Source organism: Pseudonocardia halophobica, assembly GCF_050948485.1.
Classification (GTDB): Bacteria; Actinomycetota; Actinomycetes; order Mycobacteriales; family Pseudonocardiaceae; genus Pseudonocardia; species Pseudonocardia halophobica.
Genome location: NZ_CP192046.1, coordinates 523,527 through 543,234, shown reverse-complemented (window position 1 = coordinate 543,234; position 19,708 = coordinate 523,527). Strand labels below are relative to the sequence as shown.

12 protein-coding genes and 1 pseudogene are annotated in these 19,708 nt (G+C 69.5%); 6 read left to right on the top strand and 7 right to left on the bottom strand.

Features of this window, described 5'->3' with window-relative positions; translation table 11 throughout:
- Window positions 1-82 precede the first annotated feature (82 nt).
- The 4 genes from ACQP04_RS02690 (at window position 83) to ACQP04_RS02675 (ending at window position 2,913) form a co-directional block, all read left to right on the top strand.
- Window positions 83-592, top strand: a complete 510-nt coding sequence (locus ACQP04_RS02690) for a Chromate resistance protein ChrB (protein WP_433505493.1) — start codon at window positions 83-85, stop codon at window positions 590-592.
- Complete coding sequence (locus ACQP04_RS02685) at window positions 589-813, top strand: chromate resistance protein ChrB domain-containing protein (protein WP_433505492.1); 225 nt, start codon at window positions 589-591, stop codon at window positions 811-813. Before ACQP04_RS02690 ends, ACQP04_RS02685 begins: the two co-directional genes overlap by 4 nt.
- Entirely contained in the window at window positions 738-2,522 is a 1,785-nt protein-coding gene (chrA, locus tag ACQP04_RS02680; protein WP_433505491.1) for a chromate efflux transporter, read from the top strand. Before ACQP04_RS02685 ends, chrA begins: the two co-directional genes overlap by 76 nt.
- A gap of 112 nt (window positions 2,523-2,634) precedes the next feature.
- On the top strand, window positions 2,635-2,913 hold the full coding sequence (locus tag ACQP04_RS02675; protein ID WP_433505490.1) for a GlsB/YeaQ/YmgE family stress response membrane protein: 279 nt from the start codon (window positions 2,635-2,637) through the stop codon (window positions 2,911-2,913).
- A 757-nt stretch (window positions 2,914-3,670) separates the two neighbouring features.
- Here the strand turns inward: ACQP04_RS02675 and ACQP04_RS02670 are convergent.
- From ACQP04_RS02670 to ACQP04_RS02655, 4 genes are all read right to left on the bottom strand, one after another.
- Window positions 3,671-4,162, bottom strand: coding sequence for a DUF305 domain-containing protein (locus tag ACQP04_RS02670; protein WP_433508282.1), 492 nt, complete (start codon window positions 4,160-4,162; stop codon window positions 3,671-3,673).
- Between the two features lie 221 nt (window positions 4,163-4,383).
- Window positions 4,384-5,745 (bottom strand): histidine kinase dimerization/phospho-acceptor domain-containing protein, encoded by a 1,362-nt coding sequence (locus tag ACQP04_RS02665; protein ID WP_433505489.1) that lies wholly within the window; start codon window positions 5,743-5,745, stop codon window positions 4,384-4,386.
- Window positions 5,746-5,808: 63 nt separating this feature from the next.
- Window positions 5,809-6,537 carry a response regulator transcription factor gene (locus ACQP04_RS02660; protein WP_433505488.1) on the bottom strand — a complete coding sequence of 243 codons (729 nt, stop codon included), beginning with the start codon at window positions 6,535-6,537 and terminating at the stop codon, window positions 5,809-5,811.
- Window positions 6,537-8,036, bottom strand: coding sequence for an ArnT family glycosyltransferase (locus tag ACQP04_RS02655; RefSeq protein WP_433505487.1), 1,500 nt, complete (start codon window positions 8,034-8,036; stop codon window positions 6,537-6,539). The genes ACQP04_RS02660 and ACQP04_RS02655 overlap by 1 nt, the downstream gene beginning before the upstream one ends.
- Before the next feature lie 390 nt (window positions 8,037-8,426).
- Between ACQP04_RS02655 and ACQP04_RS02650 the strand changes: the two genes are divergently transcribed.
- Window positions 8,427-8,798, top strand: coding sequence for a hypothetical protein (locus tag ACQP04_RS02650; RefSeq protein WP_433505486.1), 372 nt, complete (start codon window positions 8,427-8,429; stop codon window positions 8,796-8,798).
- Between the two features lie 46 nt (window positions 8,799-8,844).
- Here the strand turns inward: ACQP04_RS02650 and ACQP04_RS02645 are convergent, their stop codons facing one another.
- A complete protein-coding gene (locus tag ACQP04_RS02645) occupies window positions 8,845-14,025 on the bottom strand; it encodes a Pls/PosA family non-ribosomal peptide synthetase (protein ID WP_433505485.1) in 5,181 nt (1,726 codons plus the stop codon).
- A gap of 1,508 nt (window positions 14,026-15,533) precedes the next feature.
- Complete coding sequence (locus ACQP04_RS02640) at window positions 15,534-17,378, bottom strand: heparan-alpha-glucosaminide N-acetyltransferase domain-containing protein (protein WP_433505484.1); 1,845 nt, start codon at window positions 17,376-17,378, stop codon at window positions 15,534-15,536.
- A gap of 613 nt (window positions 17,379-17,991) precedes the next feature.
- Here ACQP04_RS02640 and ACQP04_RS02635 point away from each other — a divergent pair.
- Window positions 17,992-18,275, top strand: a pseudogene (locus tag ACQP04_RS02635) (transposase); the annotation flags it as partial.
- A gap of 20 nt (window positions 18,276-18,295) precedes the next feature.
- Here the strand turns inward: ACQP04_RS02635 and ACQP04_RS02630 are convergent.
- Entirely contained in the window at window positions 18,296-19,537 is a 1,242-nt protein-coding gene (locus tag ACQP04_RS02630; protein ID WP_433505483.1) for an IS110 family transposase, read from the bottom strand.
- Window positions 19,538-19,708: the final 171 nt, after the last annotated feature.

The window sequence follows — 19,708 nt, the reverse complement described above, 5'->3', positions numbered from 1 at the left end:
AGCCGTCGCCGGACCATTACGGGCCGACCCCTCGGAGCCCGGCAGCTTGCCTAGCCGGATGTAACCATGGTTGCATCGCCCTGTGGTCGAAGCGACGTCCTCCTGGGTCTTGCTGTGGTACCGCGTGCCTCGGGAGCCTTCGACGCCGCGGATTGCGGTGTGGCGGGCGCTGAAGCGTCTCGGTGTGGCTCAGGTCGGCGACGGGCTGGTGGCGTTGCCCGCGGACGCGCGCACCCGTGAGCAGCTGGAGTGGGTCGCCGAGGACATCGGCCAGGCGTGTGGGGAGTCGATGCTGTGGACCGCGACCCCGGACTCGGTCGCCGACGAACGCCGGCTCGCCACGCAGATGGCCACAGCGCGGGCCGCCGAGTACGAGGCGGTCACCCGCAGAGCCGGGGAGGCGCATGACGAGGGCGACCGCCAGGGCCTGGTGAAGCGGCTGCGCGCCGAGCTGCGCCGGATCGAGCGGCGCGACTTCTTCCCGCCTCCCGAGCGGGCGCTCGCCAGGAACGCCGTCGACGAGCTCGCGCACCGCGCGGACGCGGCACAGGCGAAGAATGCCGCCGGGACGGCTACCGAGGGCACGCGATGAGGTGGGCGACGCGGCGCGGGATCCACATCGACCGTGCGGCCTCGGCATGGCTGATCCGCCGCATTCTCGACCCGAATCCGGAGTTCGTGTTCGTCCGGGATCTGGCGGAGGTGCCGCCCGACGCGAGCCGTTCGACATGCGTGGCGTGGAGCTCGGGCACCAGGCGTTCGGCGGCGGGCAGGACTGCACTTTCGAGACGATCCTGCGTCGCCACGAACTGACCGACCCGGTGCTGTGGAAGCTCGCCGAAGCGGTGCACGAAGCCGACCTCGAGGACGACCGCTACGACGCACCCGACGCCCCGGGCCTGGACGCAATCCTGCGCGGGCTGTCGATGACCCCCTCGACGACCAGGAGATCCTCACCGTCACGGGCCCCATGTTCGACGGGCTCTACGAGTACTACCGCCGTGCCGTGCTGCTCGGCGTCCCTCCCGCCTGACCACATGACGACGGCCACCCTTCCCCCGGAGCCTGCCGTGACCCCTCCTGACGAGCGCAGCCGCGTGTCCGCAGACGACATCTCTGCCCCCGACGCCACCGCTTCACCCCCGAGCGACGCCGCCCCGGACACCCGAGCCGGTGCGGATGTGGTGCCCTTCCGCTCCGCTCTGCGCGCCTGGTTCCTGATCTCGTTGCAGACCTTCGGCGGCCCGGCCGGACAGATCGCCGTCATGCAACGGGCCCTGGTCGACGAGCACCGCTGGATCAGCCAGGGCCGGTTCCTCCACGCGCTGAGCTACTGCATGCTGCTGCCCGGCCCGGAGGCCCACCAACTCGCCATCTACGTCGGCTGGCTGCTGAACGGCCGCCGCGGCGGCCTCGCCGCCGGCGTGCTGTTCGTCCTACCGGGCGTGGCCTCCCTGCTCGCGCTCTCGGCGCTGTACGTCGCGCTGGCCGACACCACCGTCGTCGCCGCCCTGTTCACCGGGCTCGCCGCCGCGGTGGTCGCGATCGTCGCCCAGGCCGTCGTCCGGGTCGCCGGGCGGGCGCTGAGAAACCGCGTGCTCGTCGGGGTTGCGGTTGCGTCCTTCGTGAGCCTGGCGGTGTTCGGGGTGCCGTTCCCGATCGTCCTCGCCGCGGCCGCACTGATCGGCTGGTACGGCAAGCGCAACCCCGAGCTGGCCCGCCCGCCGGCGCACAAGGAAGCAACGGACGGACCAGAGCCGCTCATCCGCGACGACACTCTGCACACCGCACGTCCGTCCACCGCCCGCACCATCCGCAGCCTCGGCCTCGGCGTAATTGTGTGGCTCGCGCCGGTCGCCGCGGTCGCCGCGCTCACCGGCATCGGCAGCGTCTACACCAGCCAAGGTCTGTTCTTCTCCGGCACCGCACTGATCACCTTCGGCGGCGCGTACGCCGTGCTCGCCTTCGTCGCGCAGCAGGCCGTGCAGACCTTCGGCTGGGTCACCTCCGCCGACATGGTGCGCGGGCTCGCCCTCGCCGAGACCACCCCCGGCCCGCTGATCATCGTCGTGCAGTTCGTGGCGTTCCTCGGCGCGTACGCCAACCCCGGCACGCTGTCCCCCTGGGTCGCCGGAGTGCTCGCCTCGTTGCTGGTCAGCTGGGTCACCTTCGTGCCCAGCTTCCTGTTCATCTTCCTCGGCGCCCCCTACATCGAGCGCCTGCGGCACAACACCGGTCTCACCGCCGCGCTCAGCGGCATCACCGCCGCGGTCGTCGGCGTGATCGCCAACCTCGGCCTGTTCTTCGCCATCAGCACCCTCTTCTCCCGCACCATCTCGCTCGACGACGGACCCTTGGCGCTTCAGCTACCCGACCTCAGCTCGCTGCGCCCCGTCCCAGCGGTACTCGTCGCCATCGCTTCGATCCTGCTGTTCGTCCTGCGGTGGCCCGTTCTGCGGGTACTGGGGTCCTGCGCGGTGCTGGGCCTGGGTGCCGGGCTGCTGCTTCCGGGCCTGACCTGACCACGAGCGCGGCGGCGAGGAGCGCAGGCCGATAGAAAGTGCCGCTCCCCTTGTGAGCGCTCATCATCGGGGGACCCGGCGATCACGCCGGAGGCGTCGACAGAAGGTCGACATGACCATCACCGGCATCATCAGCGCGATCGTGATCGGGCTCGTCATCGGGGCTCTCGGGCGGCTCGTCCTGCCCGGCCGCCAGCCCATACCGATCTGGCTCACGATCCTCGTCGGCATCGTCGCCGCGCTCGTCGGCACGTGGCTCGCCCGTGCCATCGGGATCCCGACGAACACCAGCGGCATCGACTGGCTCGAGCTGCTGGTGCAGGTCATCGTCGCTGCAGTGGGTGTCGCGCTGCTGTCCGGGGCCTACCGCCGAAGGGGCATACGCCGCTAATCTCCGTCGCTGCCTGGCCGCGCCCGGTCGGGAGGCAGGACCGGGAGTGCAATCCGAGCGCGCCCCGGTCTCGTCCCGGGCCGACACACGGCCGGTCGGCGTTCCCGACGTCGGATCGTGACGTCCGCGACGAGAGCGGTCACGAGCCCACGACGATCCAGCTCCACCACGCCCCGGTCGAGCTCCAGCACAGTCGACCGGCTGCCGTTGCCTCATGGCCGCCGGCCAGCGGAGCATCGTGAGACCGCCGCCTCAGGTGGACCGCGTCCAGCGGCCCGAGGCGACCTCCTCCCTCAGCTGACGTTCATCGCCGCATGAGGAGCCAACGCAAGAACACGAGCAGCTCCCGGCCCTCAGCCAGGAGTGCCGGCAGGAGGGTCGCGTACTCCTGACCCCTGGTGTCGACGAACGACGTCGAGGCCGAGCGATGGGGCGCAGTCAGGTGTTCACGGGAAGGCTCATCGATCACACCTCATAATCTATGTACGACAACTGTGGCGACGCTGAGGAAACCTCCGTACCACGTTTTCTCAGCGTCATTCCTGAACAGACAGCATGCCGTGGCCAGGTTTTTACCGTCCTCTATCTTTCGGTGCGCAAGTGTTGCCGCCGCTCGCCCGGTTAACCTGCGACTGAAGGCACTGGACCGCAGGTACGGCCAGCGTGGCCAACGGGCCGCCGACGCGGACACGCCGGTGTCGAATTGAAGTAAGTGGCCTCGGCCAGCAGTTCCTTGCGGTCCTCGCAAGGTCGCGCCTCATACGATTTCGACTACGCGTAAGGACGCCCAGCGGGCTACCTTTTCTGCCTCTACAGAGTTCTCATGCCGCGCGCGTCCACCAGCTCGGTCATCACCACGGTCTCGTGGTTCTGGAGGCTCGCCGCCTGGGCGCGAAGTTGGCGACGACCGGGTTGTGCGCCTCAGCGGCCGCGTAGTTGAGCATCGAGGCGCCGCCCTGGTGGGGCGCAGCATCAGCTGCAGGAACAAGCCTTCCCGAGCGGGTCCCGCCGGGGTGCTCCGCAGCGCGGACAGCTCCTCGGGACTGGCCATGCCGGGCATGGTGGCCGTCCCACCGTGTCCGCCGTGACCCATCCAGCTCATGTGACCGCCACTCGGCAGTTGCGCCCTCCCCCACAGGGCCAACCAGCCCTGCATCTGCCCGACCTGCTCCGTCTGGCCGGTGAAGATGTCGTAGGCGAGGGCCCGAACGAGCGGGTCCGGGCTGTCGCGGAAGACCAGATCGGCCATCTGGATCGCCTGCAGGTGGTGGACGGTCATGTCCTGGGCGAAGCCGACCTCCACCGAGTCCGGGGCAGGCGCGTCGGACGTCGCCGGGTGTGGCAGAAGAAACCCGAGCGCAGATCCGAGTAGCAGCGTCGCCACCGCCACGACGAGCACCCGGGACGGGCTCCACTCGAACCCGCTGAGCCTGGTCCGGCCCGGCTCGCGTGAAGGTCGAGCACCACTCATCACGAGCCTCCGACAGCGGCGACCGGAGCGGAAGCGAGCGGCAGGAACAGCGTCAGCTTCGGCGGGCTCTCCCGGGTCAGGACCAGCCTTCCACCCTGGTTCTCGACCAGTCGCGTCGCGAGTGGGAGGCCGAGCCCCGTCCCGCTTCCCGCGCCGATGCCGGGGCCATCGCCGTCGGCGTCGCCGAAGCCCGGTCCCTCGTCCTCGACGTCGACCGCCACGGCGTCACCGACTTCTCGCACGCCGATCCGGACCGCTCCCGCTCCATGCTGCAGAGCGTTGTCGAGAAGGACTGCCAGGGCCTGGCGAATCGCGCCATGGGAACCCACGACCGCGGACGGCAGGGCTTCCGCGGCCTCTCCGTCAAGCCCCTCGGCCTCGTCCGACGCAGCGATGTTCACCTCAAGAGTTCGACCCTCTGCCGCGAGCCGTATCCGGTACGTCTCGGTCACATCGTTGAGCACAGCCGGCAGATCAACAGGCGCCCACCGTTCGTTCCCGCGTGATCGCGCGAATTGCAGCAACTCCTCGATGGTGCGTGTCAGCCGCTCCGTCTCCGAGATGGCGGCGTCGAGAGCCGCGTCGACGTCGGCTTCCGGACGTGCGCGAGCGTTCTCCAGACGCAGCCGCAGCGCTGCAAGAGGCGTCCTGAGCTGGTGGGAGGCCTCCGCCGAGAACGCACGTTCGCGGGCGAGGAGGTCGTCCAGGCGAGCGGCCGTGGTGGTGAAAGCGGTGCCGAGGGCGTCGACCTCGGCAAGACCGGCCCGTGGGGCCCGAACGCTGAAGTCCCCGTCGCCGAGTCTCTCGGCCAGCACCGCGAGGTCCTCCAGTGGCTGGGTGAGCCGCCTGGCCTGCCGCCGTGCGATCGCCCATCCGGCCGCGAGGACCAGCGCCGCCAGACCCACCATCCCCAGCCAGATCGGGATGAGCTCGGCGTAGACCCTCGGCACCGGGCGCGTCGCCCGGACCGCACCGACGATCTCGTGCTCACCGATCACAGGGACGGCCACGATCACCATGCCGTCGCTCTCGACGATCTGTGGGCCGGCTCCCTGCAGCGCGGCGGTGACGTACACGTCGCCGACCGGAGGTCCCTCGCCGATGATGCGTAGGCCGTCGTCGTCGAACAGCCCCACGAGCGTGTCGTCGTCGCGGGGACTGCCGACGGGCAGGGCGGCAGGCATCCGGTCGTGAGCCAGATCGGTGAGCACCGCCGCGGCCGTGAGGTCAGCGACCCGCTGAAGGGTGACGCCTTCCTCGGCGACCGCGTAGCGGGCGAGCCCGACCGCGAGCGGAATGCCGAACAGCGCCACCGCGATGGCGGCGATGATCACTGCAAGGGAGATGATGCGCGTGCGCACGCGACGCCACCTCCCGTCGTTCGAGGCCGGCCGCGACGCAGCCGAAGGCTGACCGATCGCACACTAAGGCTCCGGCGGTTCGAGTCGGTATCCGTGCCCGCGCAGCGTAAGAATGCGGGGCAGACGTGTCCCGGCCGGGAGTCCCGAGAGCCGCTTACGTAGCGACGCGACGTGCACGTCGAGTGTCTTGGTAGATCCGCCCCAGCGGTCATTCCACACCTCCGCCATGAGCGTCTGCCGGCTCAGCGCCGATCCGGGGTCGCGGGCCAGCCGCTCGAGCAGGTCGAACTCCTTCGCGCGCATGACGAGCTCCTGCCCCTTCACCAGGACCTTGCGCTGCCGCAGGTCGAGCTCGAGATCACCGAGCCGCACGGTCTCGTCGTCACCCGAAGGCCGCGCGCGTCGAAGGTGAGCACGGACCCGCGCGAGGAGCTCGTCGCGCCGGATCGGTTTGGTGAGGTAGTCGTCAGCGCCGGCATCGAGGCCGACGATGACGTCCATCTCGGCACCACGAGCGGTCAGGATCACGATCACGGCGTCGGGCGACAGGGTTCGTAGGGTCCGGCAGACCCTGATCCCGTCCATGTCCGGCAGCCCGAGGTCGAGCAGCACCAGGTCGACCGCGTCGCCGTCCGCGACCGCGTCGAGCCCGGCATGCCCGGTGTGCACCCAGGAGACCTGGTGGCCCTGCTGGGTCAGGCTCTCGACGAGGCCTTCCCCCAGTCCCTGGTCGTCCTCGATGAGCAGAATGCGGGCACCCACCTCGTGGGTGTCCTCGGCCTCTCCGGCCATCAGCCCGACCGGAGCGCCCAGATGTCGCAGCCGGCGGTGGCCGAGCTCGACACCTCCTGGGCATTGGCCTGCAGCCAACGATCCAGGGCCTGCCCGGGCGTCACCAGCTCGGGGAACGGGTTGACGAAGTACCGGGCGCCCTGCTCGCGGAAGCCGCTCAGGAGCTCGGTCTGCTCGTACTGGTCGGCGGCCAGCACCCATCCTCGCCTGTCGGCCCGGTGGTGGACGACGGGCTCCTCGTAGTTGTTGGCCACTCCGTCGTCGACGGTTGTGCTGTCGGTCCCCACCACGATCAGGTCGGTCGGCGCCGACAGGCCAGCGATGCGATCCGCACACGTCCCGAACGCCCCGGCCTGGTCCGAGAACGAGCGCGCGAAGATGTACAGCGACTGGGCTGCGAGCAGGAGCACCAGCATGACCGCCGCCACGGTACGCACCAGACGACGCTCGTCGATACCGCCGTTGGCCCGCTCGGTGACCCATCGCCCGAGTACGAAGACCCCGACGCCGGTGGCCAGCGCGGTGTACGGCAGCGAGAAGACGTGGTACTGGATGCCCAGCTCGGAACCTGTGTAGCGGCCCGCGAGAAAGTAGAGGATCGTCGCTCCGACGAAGCCCGCAGCCACGACCGCGAAGGCCGGCACCATGCGGCGGTCGCGCCACAGCCGCACGGCGCCGAGGATCGCCAGCGGGAGGCCGATCACGCCGAAGATGAACAGCAACTCGGCACGCGCCAAGCCCACGTAGAAGTCGGGCGAGGTCCACAGGGCGAGGTTTCCGAACTTGTTGTCGCCGCCAGAGATGACGCCGAAGGTGTTGCCGTACTCGCGGTAGAGCGAGGACGCGTGACGCAGCCACAACACCGGCGCCACCAGCGCCGCGACTCCCACGACGTACAGGGCGGGCCTGCGCAGCCGCGACCGGTCTGCGATCAGGACCCACACCAGCAGCACGATTCCCACGTGCAACGACGTCGGCTTCACCAGGCCGGCAACCGAAGCCGCCGCGCCGGCCCCCACCAGCAGTGCCAGCCGGTCCTCCTGGAGCCACCGGCAGAACAGCAGCAGGGCCAGGATCGTGAAGAACAGGACCGTGGCCTCGGGCATGAACGCCGTGCCCCAGCGCAGGAACGCCGGGGACACCGCGAACGCGATGAGCGCCCAGCGCGCCGGAGCCGCCGGGAGCACCCGGCGCGCCAGCCCCCAGAACGCGGCCGCCGCCGCGACCATGAACGCCAGGGAGACCAGCCGCCCGAGGAACTCGTGCTCACCGAAGATCAGGTAGAGCCCGCCGGTGAGCCACGGCATCAGCGGCAGCTCGGTCTCGACGTAGCCGGGCCCGTTCCCGCCCCAGTTGATCTGCGGGAAGAACAGGTTCATCCCGTTCCGGGCGAAGTTCCGGGCGATCGTCGCGGTGTCCGCCTGCCGCCAGATGTCACCGGGATAGGTCAACGGCCCGAACGCCCGCACCACGGACAGCACCACAACGACGGCGAGCACGCCGGCCGCGAACCGTCCCAGACGGTCACCCAGGAGACCACGGCCAGGGGGAGCGACAGGGGGAGCGAGCAGGCACGTTCCGGACACTCGAGCAGCATCTTCGACAGCCACTGTGATCGGCCTGAGAGTTCGGTTAGGCGACGGCAAAATCTGCTTCGGTGGGACCGATCGGCCTTGCCCGACATCGCCGGACGCCGTACACCCGAGCTTGGGTGGAGGATCCCCCCGCCACCTGCTCGGGCCGGGACCGCATCCCCCCTTTCGCGGCCCCGGCCCTTCGGTCTCTTCACGTCTTCTGTAAGCCGGCCGCGTACCGTAACCACGGTTACACCAGTTGGTCTGAGAGCTCCTACTGCTCCAGCCCGGACGCCCCGAGGGAAGTGGTGCGCCGTGATCCTCCCGTGGTTCACCGTCGCATACGGCGCCGCACTGTCCGCCGTTGTCGCCGCGCTACTCGTGGTCCTGGCTGTGAGGCCACGACAGCCCACGCTGATCATCGCCGCTGCCGTGGCCTCGGCGGCGGGTCCGCTCGCGTGGAATTCGATACTCAACAGGGTCGGCGCGACGGAGTTCTTCGTCGATGCTCCCGTCGTGGTGTTTCCCGTGAGTTGGCAGGACACCGGTAGTGGCGTCTTTGCGACGGCGGCGGTCGCCCTGGTGGTCGGGTTCGGCCCGGGGCGACACAGAGAAGGGCGTGACGTCGCACTGACGGCGCTGCTCTCGGGCATCGGTGCGCTGCTGGTGGACATCTACCTCTACTGAGCCGAGGATCTTCGGGACACCCCGCACCAGCGTCCGCGAGCTCGACTCACACCGTCACCTCGTAGAGCGGTCTGTGGTCCGCAGGTCGGGGCATTTCCCCGGCGGACCGTTGGACGGCGGCGCGCGGCACCTGTGCCGCGGGTTCGTCGTCCAGCTCCTGTGCCGGATTGCCGCCCCACCGCGCCCCGGCCGGGATCTCCTCGCCCTTCATGACGAACGAGTCGGGCTCGATCTCCACGGCGTCGCCCACCGACACGCCGTAGTGGACCAGCGCGCCAACGCCGAGAGTTACTCCGGCGCCAAGTGCAGAGCGGTCGGACTTGAAGGCGCCGTCTTCCTGGGAGTGGCACTGGATGGTGGCGCCGGGGTTGAGCGAGCAGTCGTCGCCGATCGTGGTCATGGTGCGCTCGGTGATCGACGCGCCGTCGTCGAACACGCGCCGGCCGACTCGCAGGCCGAGCATCCGGGCGACGACGTTGCGGTACGGGGTGCCGGCGAGCAGGCGCTCCATCGGCGGCATGGTGAGCTTCCAGAACCGCTCGTGTCGCCAGAAGCGCACGTCGTAGATGGAGCAGACCTTCGGCTGTATCGGCCGGAAGCCGACGATCGCCCGCTCCCAGAACGCGAACCAGAGCAGCGAGAACGCCACACTCGTGAGGACCTCGGCGGCGAAAGCCACCGGTCCGAGGTCGGCGTAGTGATCCACGGCCAGCAGCCCGAGCAGCAGCAGCCCGAGGACGTGGCCCCAGCGCACGAGCAGGGTGAGCGCGATCGTGACTGCGTTGTGGACGTTCTTGCGGCGCAGCTTCCGGCGCCTTGCCTCCGGAGTGATCTCGAACGCCCGGTCGCGCGCGACCGTCCGCGGGATCTCGAACGCGGGCGAGCCGAGCAGGCCGACACCCTCACGAACCGGGCCGTCAATGGGCACGGCGACCTTCGTGGCGAGCAGGCAGTCATCCCCGCTGCGCCCGCCGGTCGGGTAGGGAATGTGGTTGCCGAGGAAGTTCCGGGCCCCGATCGAGACCCGCGACGTGCGGAAGGCGCTGCTGGAGAACTCGGCGTTGTTCACCGAGAGCCCGTCCGCGATGACAGTGCCGCGACCGACCGAGACGAGGTAAGGCGTCTCCTGCGCCACCATGGATCCGAAGTTCGAGCCGGTCTGCTCGACCTTCCCGAGGTCGTAGCCGAGCAGATAGAGGTAGCACACGATGTAGGAGCTGTCGCCGAAGAGGGTGACGAACGTCTTGATGTTCGTCAGCCGTACGACGGTACGGTGCAGCGAGTACCGCCAGCCGTAGAGCGGATAGACCCGGTCCGGCCGGACGAACAGCGCCGCCAAGCGCGGGAGGGTGAAGACGATCGCCAGCCCGAGGAACAGGCTGACGAGGACGACGGTCGCCGAGCCGACGAGCGCGTCGATGTAGAAGGCCGCGTTCGTGTACCCCAGGGCACCCGGCTCGAGCAGCGCGCTGAACTGTGGCACCTCGGTGAGCAGCATGAACAGTCCGCCGAAACCGAGCGGCAGATAGATCGCGAACAGCTTGAACAGCTGGCTGGTGACGAAGGTGAGCTTCCGCAGCGCCCGCACCCGCCCGGCAGGTAGCCGGAGGAAGTCGGTGTTCGTCGGGACCGGTGGCGTCCCGTGCCATCGCTCCCCCGCCGGGACGCTCTGCCCGCGGTGCAGCGAGGAGGCGTGGCCCAACTGCGCGCCGTCGCCCATCGCGGTGCCGATGTCCAGCACGCTCTTCTCCCCGACGACAGCGTCACGGCCGAGCGTGACCCGTCCCTGCTGAATCTGCCCGGCGTGGGCGCGGTACCCCAGCAGGTAGACGTCCTTCCGGACGACCGTGCCGGACCCGATGCTGATCAGATCGGTGCACACCGGGACGTGACGAGTGAGAATGACGACGTCCTTGCCGACCTTCGCCCCGAGCAGACGCAGGTAGACGGAGTAGAGCGGGGAACCGACCATCAGAAGCGCCAGCGGATTGCCCCGGATCAAGGTCTTCGCCAGCCAGAACCGGAAGTAGCGCAGGCTCCAAACCGGGAACTCCGTCTCCTTCCACCGCCCGACCAACAGCCACTTCGCCACGACCGGTAGTAGGGCCATGGCCAGGAACGCCAGGGCGCCCGCCTCGAGTGAGCGGAGATAGATCTCCACCAGCCCGACGCTCGTCGAGATCCAGACGTAGGCCCGGTCCATGACGTAGCCGGCGCCAGTCACGTAGATCAGGAAGGTCGCCAGCTGCAGGAAGCCGGTCAGCCAGTAGCCGAACGTGCTGTGTCGCACAGGCGTGTTATCTGCAGGGACGGCTGGGTTCGGAGCCGGTCTGCCGAGGGGCACGTCCACGGACGACGCGCTCCCGTAGGCCGCGGCGGCCATACCCGCAAGGGTCGGGTGCGCGTAGACATCCTTGATCGAAATCGACGGCAGGTCCTCCCGCTTGCGCAGCCGCGCACAGAACCGCGTCATCACCATCGAGTCCGCGCCCAGATCGTCGAACACGTTCTGGTCCGGCTGCACCTCGTCCACGCCCAGCACCTCGGCCAGAACCTGCCCGAGGCTCCGGACCACGCCGTCGTCTGCGACCCGAGCCGACGTTGCGACGTGGGTCGACGACGCGAAAGCCGTAGCGAGTGCAGCAATCGTCGGGTGCGCGTAGACATCCTTGATCGAAATCGACGGCAGGTCCTCCCGCTTGCGCAGCCGCGCACAGAACCGCGTCATCACCATCGAGTCCGCGCCCAGATCGTCGAACACGTTCTGGTCCGGCTGCACCTCGCCCACGCCCAGCACCTCGGCCAGCACCTGCCCCAGCTTCGGGACGATGTCGTCGCTTGCCGGCCGGGCCGACAACGCGACGGGGGCCGACGACCCGAAAGCCGCAGCGAGTGCAGCAATCGTCGGGTGCCTGTAGACGTCCTTGATCGAGATCGACGGCAGGTCCTCCCGCTTGCGCAGCCGCGCACAGAACCGCGTCATCACCATCGAGTCCGCGCCCAGATCGTCAAACACATTGCCGTCCACCGGGACGTGCTCCAGCTCCATCACCTCGGCGAGGACCTTGGCGAGCGCGACGGACAGAGCTGCTGCTGCGTCCCCAGTGGGAACGGTGGTGCGAGCGAGCTCGGCGAGAGCCGGCCTGGTGGAGGCGGGAAGCGGTGGAGATTGAGGCGGCGTCGATCGCGGATACGGCGTGGGTCGAGGAGTGCCCGCACGTGGGTAAGGAGTGGGTCGAGGAGTGCCCGCACGTGGGTAAGGAGTGGGTCGAGGCGAGGTTGCACGGGGATACGGCGTAGGCAGCGCGTGCGGGGGTGTTCGCGGCGCCGATGGGGCCGGAGATGTCGCCGACAGGGGTGGTGGCGCCAGGATCTGGTCGAGCGTCATCAGACCCGAGGCCTGCTTCGGCTCAGCAGCATCTGCGGCGGCGGGTTCGGCTCCGTCGGCCTCCAACACCTTTGCGTCGTTCTGCTCGACGACAGCGACGGGCTCGTGATCCGGTGTCACCGGGTGAGTCAGGGCATCGCGCGCTTCTTCCACCTGGTCGCGCAGCTGCCCGGACACGGCGAGCAGCCGCTTGAACTCGGCGTCGGCGGGCATGTTCGGCAGGCTGGCGCGGTCGAGCTTGCCTTCGACTGTCATCGGCCATGTCTCGACTCGCTCGAACCGAGCAGGGATGTCGCTCGTCGGTAGCCGTTCAGACATCCAGGACCTGATCGCCTGCTCATCGGGAGCAGGACCATTGCCGAAGCACGTGTAGTAGGCGGTCAGCTCGGTCGATTCACGAGCAGGGCCCTTTCTGAGGATCGCAGCCGTTCTCACACCCGGAACAGCGAGCAGGACCGACTCGATCGCGGCGACGTCGACACCGCTCGCCCCCGACCACAACGCGCTCGGGCCGCGGTATTGGATCTCCCCGTCCTCATCGACGCGGCCCAGATCGCCGGTCCGGTAGATCCGACCCGACGGGTTGCCCGGAAGCCTGAGGAAGTCCTCCTCGAACCGGTCCCCGGACGAGTTCGAGTAACCACAGGCCAAGCCGAGTCCGGCGAGACCCACTTCTCCGGTCTCGCCGCGCGGCAAGGCCGCAGGGAAATCTGGATCCAGCACGACGGCCGCATACGTCGGCAGCGGGAGTCCGATCATCGTCGGCTTGTCCGGGTCGGCCTCAGCCCACGCTGCCGTGACCGTCGCACCGGTGGGCACGTAACCCGTGAAAATACGCCGCCGAGGCGCCTGCCACCGCGCCACGAGAGCCGGCGGGCACGGCTCCCTGGACAGCACCACCAACCGCAGCCCCGGAAGATCCGGCTCGACCAGGGACAGCATCGTCGGCGTCGCGCACCACGCGCTGACACGCCGCTCCTCGAGATAGGTACGTAGGTCCTGACCCCGCAACGGTGGCCCGAGGGGGGCCGGCACCAAGGTTGCACCCGCGGCCCAGGCCATCCAGGCCTCCTCGGTCCCGCCACCTGTGAAGAGCGGTTGCCCCTGGTAGATCCGGTGGCCCCCGATCCCGAACGTCTCGGAAGCAATCCGCACTGCAGTGCAGAGGACTTGATGGTCGATTTCCACCGCGCCCGACCAGCCGGTGGCGTCGGTGACCTGCAGGACGTAGGCGAGCCTGTCGGCGACGCCTCCGCGCTCGGCCGGCTGCAGTCGGGCCACGCTCATGTCGGCGATCGGTCCCGCGGCGTCGTCGATCGAGATCACCTCGTCCACGTTGCGCAGCAGCGTCGTCTCGACGTGCCGCCCGTGAAGACGCGAGCGGCTGAGCACGACGCGCGCTCCTGAGTCGGTGACGGCGAAGGCCAACTGCTCGACGAAGGCGTCGGGATCGAGCGGAACGCACGTCGCACCGATTTTCAACACTGCAAGCAGGCCGACATAGGAATCGACCCGGTCCTCGAACAGAATCGCGATCCGATCACCGGCCGAAAACCCTTGCGATCGCAGGTACCTGGCGAGTTGGTTCGCGTGACGGTCGAGCTCGTCATAGGTGAGCGAGAGTTCCGCACCATCCACGGCCAACTGCGTCTCACGGCCGTACTCGCGAAGCCAGTCGCAACGCTCCTCGAAAACGAGATCCAGACGCTCATGACGCGGGACGCGCCAGCCTTGCGCCTCGTGCCGGTCGACGACGACCAGGCCCGAACCTGACAGATCGAAGTGACGCCAGGAAGACGACATGTTGCATCCACCCGTGCTGGACGAATCGGTGGACATCGCTCAGATCACCATCGCCTTGCGACCCGGTCCTCCGGCGGTTCCACGCTCTACACGGCCGGGTCTCTGCACGACGAACCCGTTGCGCAGCATCAGGCGGCGCTGTCGAACGCGCGGAGCGCCCCGGTGAGGCCAGCCTCTCGAACCACGCTCGGAAGACGTCCCGTATGCCTGGTCAAGATCGCCGAACCCCAGAGATCCGGACGAGCGCCGCACATGCTCGACAACACAAAAGATCGACATGCGGCCCCCCATCAGCAACGTGTGCTGTGCCCACTCGAAAAGATCGCCGTCAGCTTCTGTCGATACGTCCGAGGGTGCCCCCTGGAGACGAACCAGACAATGGGTTAAATACCCTGACGACGAGGGACCCAAAGACGTCTTTTCTTGCCTTTTGCAGGCAAATCGGACAGTCAGTGCAGGCTACCCTGAGACCGCGCTTCTCAAGTCCGGACCCTCCTCCGCTCACGGCTCATCCTCGTGCACTTCGGCAGGCATCGTCCGACCCGAGTCGGACCAGCGATTCAAGATCGGGGCCGGCGGGACGGGGACGTGCCGGCGTGGGTGAAGGAGCTGGCACGAGTCGACAGGGCGTCGGATCGGCGGCTTCGTCTTCCCGCCCAATCGTCTGCGAGAGTTTGATCAACCTAGCCGCGATCCACGCACTCTTGCCTCGCGATCGATCCCGACGATCGCCTGGTCAGGCGGTCACCGAGCTCGTCTGCGGCCTTGACTGCCGTCTGGACGAAAGGCACGAGATCCCGAATCAGATCGATCACCAGGGCGGCCATGTCACGTCCGGTCGGCGGAGCCCACGCTCTCTGCCGAGGCGCCACGTCCCTCGTCCCGCGGCTCGGCGCCGCCAGGCCCGTACAGCTGCCCGCCCGACGTTCACGGTCCTCCAGCAGCCCGACAGCCCGCCCTACCAACAGCACGGCCGCGCCGGCCCCGAGCACTCCGGCGGCGATCCGGCCCAGACGGTCAGTCGACAGACGACCCTCGCGGAAAGCGGCACGGAGGGCGAGCAGGCACGTTCCGGACACCCGCGCAGCATCATCCAAATGAGCTGTGACCGCGCTGAGAAATAGGTTAGAGGACGGCAAAATCTGTTTCCCGCCGGTCCGCGGATCACTGCAAGAGCACTAATGCGGTGGCGCGTGCCCTTGGCTCAGCCGCACCTTGGGTCGGACGAGGCGGACGAGCCAGCGGGTACGCCGACCACTCACGTCTGGCTGACGACGATGTAGATCGCGAGGATCGCCGGCGTGCGGCCTGCCGCGATGAGCAGGACCCGCATCGCCATGACCGCCCTTCGGGGATTCGCATGCCCCGGTGTGGCGCCGCGGCAGCACGAGGGGCCAGATCCGGGGACGGGCGCCCTCTCCCGAAACCAGGACGGCCCTAGACCATCGGCGTCGGCCGAGCACCACTGTGCAGTGCGGCCCTGCCCAAGAGCAGGCGCACAACTCAGCCTGGTTTGAGGCATGCACCCCAGGGCCTCGACAAAGTCAGCAGTTCCGCGTGACGAACTCTTTGATCGTCGCCTCGGCAGCCAGCACCTTCTCCGGGGCAGGCGCCGCGCTGAGGCCGATACCGCCGCGGGCCCGAAGGTCGTCGACCACCGTGTCCACCGCCGCTCGGATCTCCGCCGGCGCGTGCCTTCGCATCTCCTCCAGGATGGTGGCGCCCTCCTTGACCACGACGTCCGGCTGGCCGGGGTGCTCCTCCGTGAGAACCGAGAGCTGCGTGGCCAGCCCGCAGTAGCGGGCCACATCCGCGGATGCGCGAGCGGGCCGCGCCACCGGGGCCACGGGTACCGGCTGACCTTCCGCCGGTGGCTCGACACCCCCGCCCGGATCAGCGTCCGTTTCCGCATCGGCACCAGGCTCGGCCGGAACGCCACGTTCCCTCGGAGGCTCCTCCGCGCCTTCAGGACCAGCGGCGCCTGCCCCGGCAGCATCGGTCTCGGCGGCCGATCCTGCCTCCGGGCCGGCGTCCGGCGCCAGCTCGGGCTGCGTCACCGACGCGCTGTCACGCTCCTCACCCGCGCTGGCCAAGGGGTGCGTCACTGCCCACACGCCGGTCCCGGCGACTCCCGCGACGACAAGGACTACGAGGAGGCGGGCGGCCACTCGCCACACCAGGTGCGAGCCGGCGTCACGCGGCTCTGCGCCGGAGCGCGGCCGATCGAGCGCCGAGGCCACGGCACGACGTGCCGCACCCGCAGGTACCGACACGGCCCGCTCGAGCGGCCCCTGCCCGCACCAGCGACGCCACACCGCGGCGAACACCAGCCCGCCCACCGCCATGGTCAGGAACAGCACCATTCGGTTCCCGGTCGACCAGCCCGTCGCCAGGAGCAGCAGGTGCGCGCAGTACAACGTCAGCGAGAGGCTGCCCGCGGCACCGATCGGCGACAGCAGTAAACGGCCGGCCCGGATCCGGGTCAGCAGGAGCGCGGCCCCGAGCACCGCGGCCGCGGACCCCAAGGTGTGCACGAGATCGACGGGTGTGTGCGAGTGCGGAGCGGGAAGTGCCAGGTACCACCATGACGCGATCCGCTCCGGTTCCCACAGGAGCTGGTTGGCCGCCTGCGCGGGATCGTCGCCCGCCGCGGCGAGCGGGAGGAGCTGTGCGAGCCCGCCCAACCGGCCCAGGACCAGCCACGACACCGCCTGGGCCGCCGCCGCGAGCACGAGGCCGCCGCCCAGCAACCAGCCCGCGACGCGCCGCGACGAGAGGTCGAGTCTGCCGAGGGCAAGCCCCGCCGCGAGATAGCCGAGGTAGACCACGACCGGGTACTCGCCGGTGATCGCCAGCTGGGCCAGCAGTCCGAGCGGGTCCTCGACGAGCGTGACGAGGGTCGGATCCTGCTGAGCGCCCGCATAGGGCAGGCCCACGCCGGTCGTGGCGACGATGACGAGCGATCCGACACCGAAGGACGCCACGGTCACGAGCGCGAGAGCCCAGGACCTCAGGCGCAGCATCGGGATCACCAGCAGGAAGAGCAGCCCGTAGAACGGAAGGATCCCGAGGATCCCGTTGAGCGGGGACAGGAACCCGAGCGCGAGACCGATCAGCCCGATGAGCACTGCCCGGACCACGAGCCCCGCCGATACCGCGGCGCGGTCCCGGCCCTGCGGCCGCGTTCGACCGCCCGTTAGGAAGGCCACGCTGACGCCCGCCACCAGCACGAAGGTCGCGACCGCCCGCCCGGATGCCACCACATGTACCAGCGAGGGCGAGCCGTACTCGCCACGCAGCGCGAAGGTATGTGTCGCCATCATCCCGATGAGTGCGAGCCCGCGCGCCACATCCACACCGACGACGCGAGGCTTCGAGGGCTTGCGCACGACGTCGACCGGCTCGGTCGGGTCCTCGGGGCCGTAGACCGGCCCGCGCTCCAACACTGCTGATGGCACGCCAACTCCCTGCTGTCCACGTCCGCGCTCGGTCCGTGCCGCTCTCGCATTTCGGAACCCGGCACCCGCAGGTTCGGACTGCAGACGCGGAGCCACGATGAGCTCCCGCGATCTGACGGACCCTCCACAATTGCGGAGCTGACCCGCCACGAAGAAGCGGCTCATGTGACCGTGTCAGGAGCGGAGGCCCTCGTCGCTGGGGCAAACCCCCGCCGGCTTGGGGGACGGCCCGCCCGCTTCTGCGCGAAGCGAGGATCGCAGTCGACGTCCCAGCCAATGGTTCGCCGCTGCGTCGTTCTCGACCAAGCCTCTGATCGGCCTGGCTGGACGCTGGCGTCTTGAATCGTGTGCCGGCTGGCAGGCGCGACGCGGTCCGCCGGGCCTGCCTGCTGGGGCTGCTCTGACCAGGCGATCGGCCCGGGGGCGCTCATCCCACGCGGATGGTGTGCCGGTCCGCCGGGAGCACATCGTCGACCCGTCGACCGCTGGAGGAGTGACTCGCCCTGGGTCCGATGGAGGCTGGCCTTGGAACGAGGATGGAGCTATGCCGAGAGAGCAGTCGCCGGGCAAGCCGAGCACGCGTCGGTACTCCGAGGAGGAGAAGGCCGCCGCGGTGCGGATGGTCCGGACCCTGCGCGCGGAGCTGGGCAGCGACCACGGCACCGTGAAGCGGGTGGCCGAGCAGCTCGGCTACGGGGTCGAGTCGGTACGGCTGTGGGTGCGCCAGGCCGACATCGACGACGGCCACGCACCGGCGTGCGCACCGACGAGGCCGCTCGAGTCCGTGAGCTCGAGCGGGAGGTCCGCGAGCTGCGCCGGGCCAACGAGACATCCCACGCTGCTTGAGGTCAAGCGGCGGCGGGTTCGAGCCGCTGGGTCGGGGCGGGGAACGCGGTGCTCTCGTCGTAGGGGGTGCCGGTGATCAGGCAGTGGTGCAGGCAGCCGAGGAGCCGGTTGAACAAGTTGCGTTGCGCGGCGACGTGGGCGTCGCCGCGGGCGCGTCGGCGGTCGTAGTGTGCCCGCGCCCCTGCGGAGGCGGTCAGGGAGGAGAACGCCCAGACGTAGCCGGCCGCGGCGAGCCGCTGGTTCTTGATTCGGCGGGTGGTCACGCTGCGGACCCGGCCACTGGCGCGGGTGATCGGGGCCGAGCCGGCGTAGGCCTTGAGCGCGCGGGCGTCGACGAACCTCGCCCGGTCGTCGCCGATCTCGCCGAGGATCCGTGCGCCGGTCAGTTCGCCCTGGCCGGGGAAGCTGGTGATGATCGCGGCGTCGGGGTGGGCGCGGAAGGCTTGTGCGGCGGCCTCGGCGAGTTGGTCGGCGTTGTCGCAGGCGGCGTCGAGTAGGGCGAGCAGGGCGAGGGCGTGGACGCCCATGGCCTGCTCGACCACTGCGGGTTGGTGCAGATAGTCGGCGCGCAGCACGGCCTGTAGGCGAGCGGCCCCGGCGGCCAGCTGCCGAACCCGTCCGGCCCGTCGGAGCACCGCGACGAGCTGGGTGATCGTCAGTCGGGCCGCCGCCGTCGGGGTGGGTGCGGCGGCGAGGAGCTTGCGGGCTTCGGGGCGCATCAGGCCGCCGCGCTTACCGGCGAACGCGGCCAACATGGCCGGGAAGTACTCGTGCAGCAGGCTGCGCAGCCGATTATGGGCGATCACGCGGTCCCAGACGGCGTCTTGTTGGGCACGGGCGAGGACGGCGATCGCGCGGACCTGGTCACTGTCGTCGGGCAGTGGCCGGTGGGCATGCAGGTCGGTGCGCAGGATGTTCGCCAGCACCAGCGCGTCGCCTGCGTCGGACTTGCGCCGCGCCACGCTGTGTCGGTCGCGGTAGCGGGCCACGGCCAGCGGATTGATCGCGTAGACCGCGCGCCCGGTGGCGCGCAGGCACGACACCAGCAGGCCCCGGGTGGTCTCGATCGCGACAGGGATCGGCGCGTCGGCGCTGTCACCATGGGCGGCGAGCGCCTCGAGGAGCTGGTTCCAGCCGTCGACGTCGTCGCCGATGCGCTGTTGGTGCAGGACGCGGCCGCTGTCGTCGACCAGCGCGATGTCGTGGTGGTCGTCGGCCCAGTCGATCCCGCAGAACACTGTCATCGCTGCTCGCCTTCGTTTTGGGGAGGATGGACTGTGAGCTGTGGCAGGGCACGCCGGCGCTCTAATGGAAGGGCTCGTCGGCCCGGCATCCCACGGGCGGTTCGTGACCCCAGCAGACCGACGCGGCCCTCGGTCTTGATCAGCGCTGGCGCGCCCGATCGGGGAAGAGGT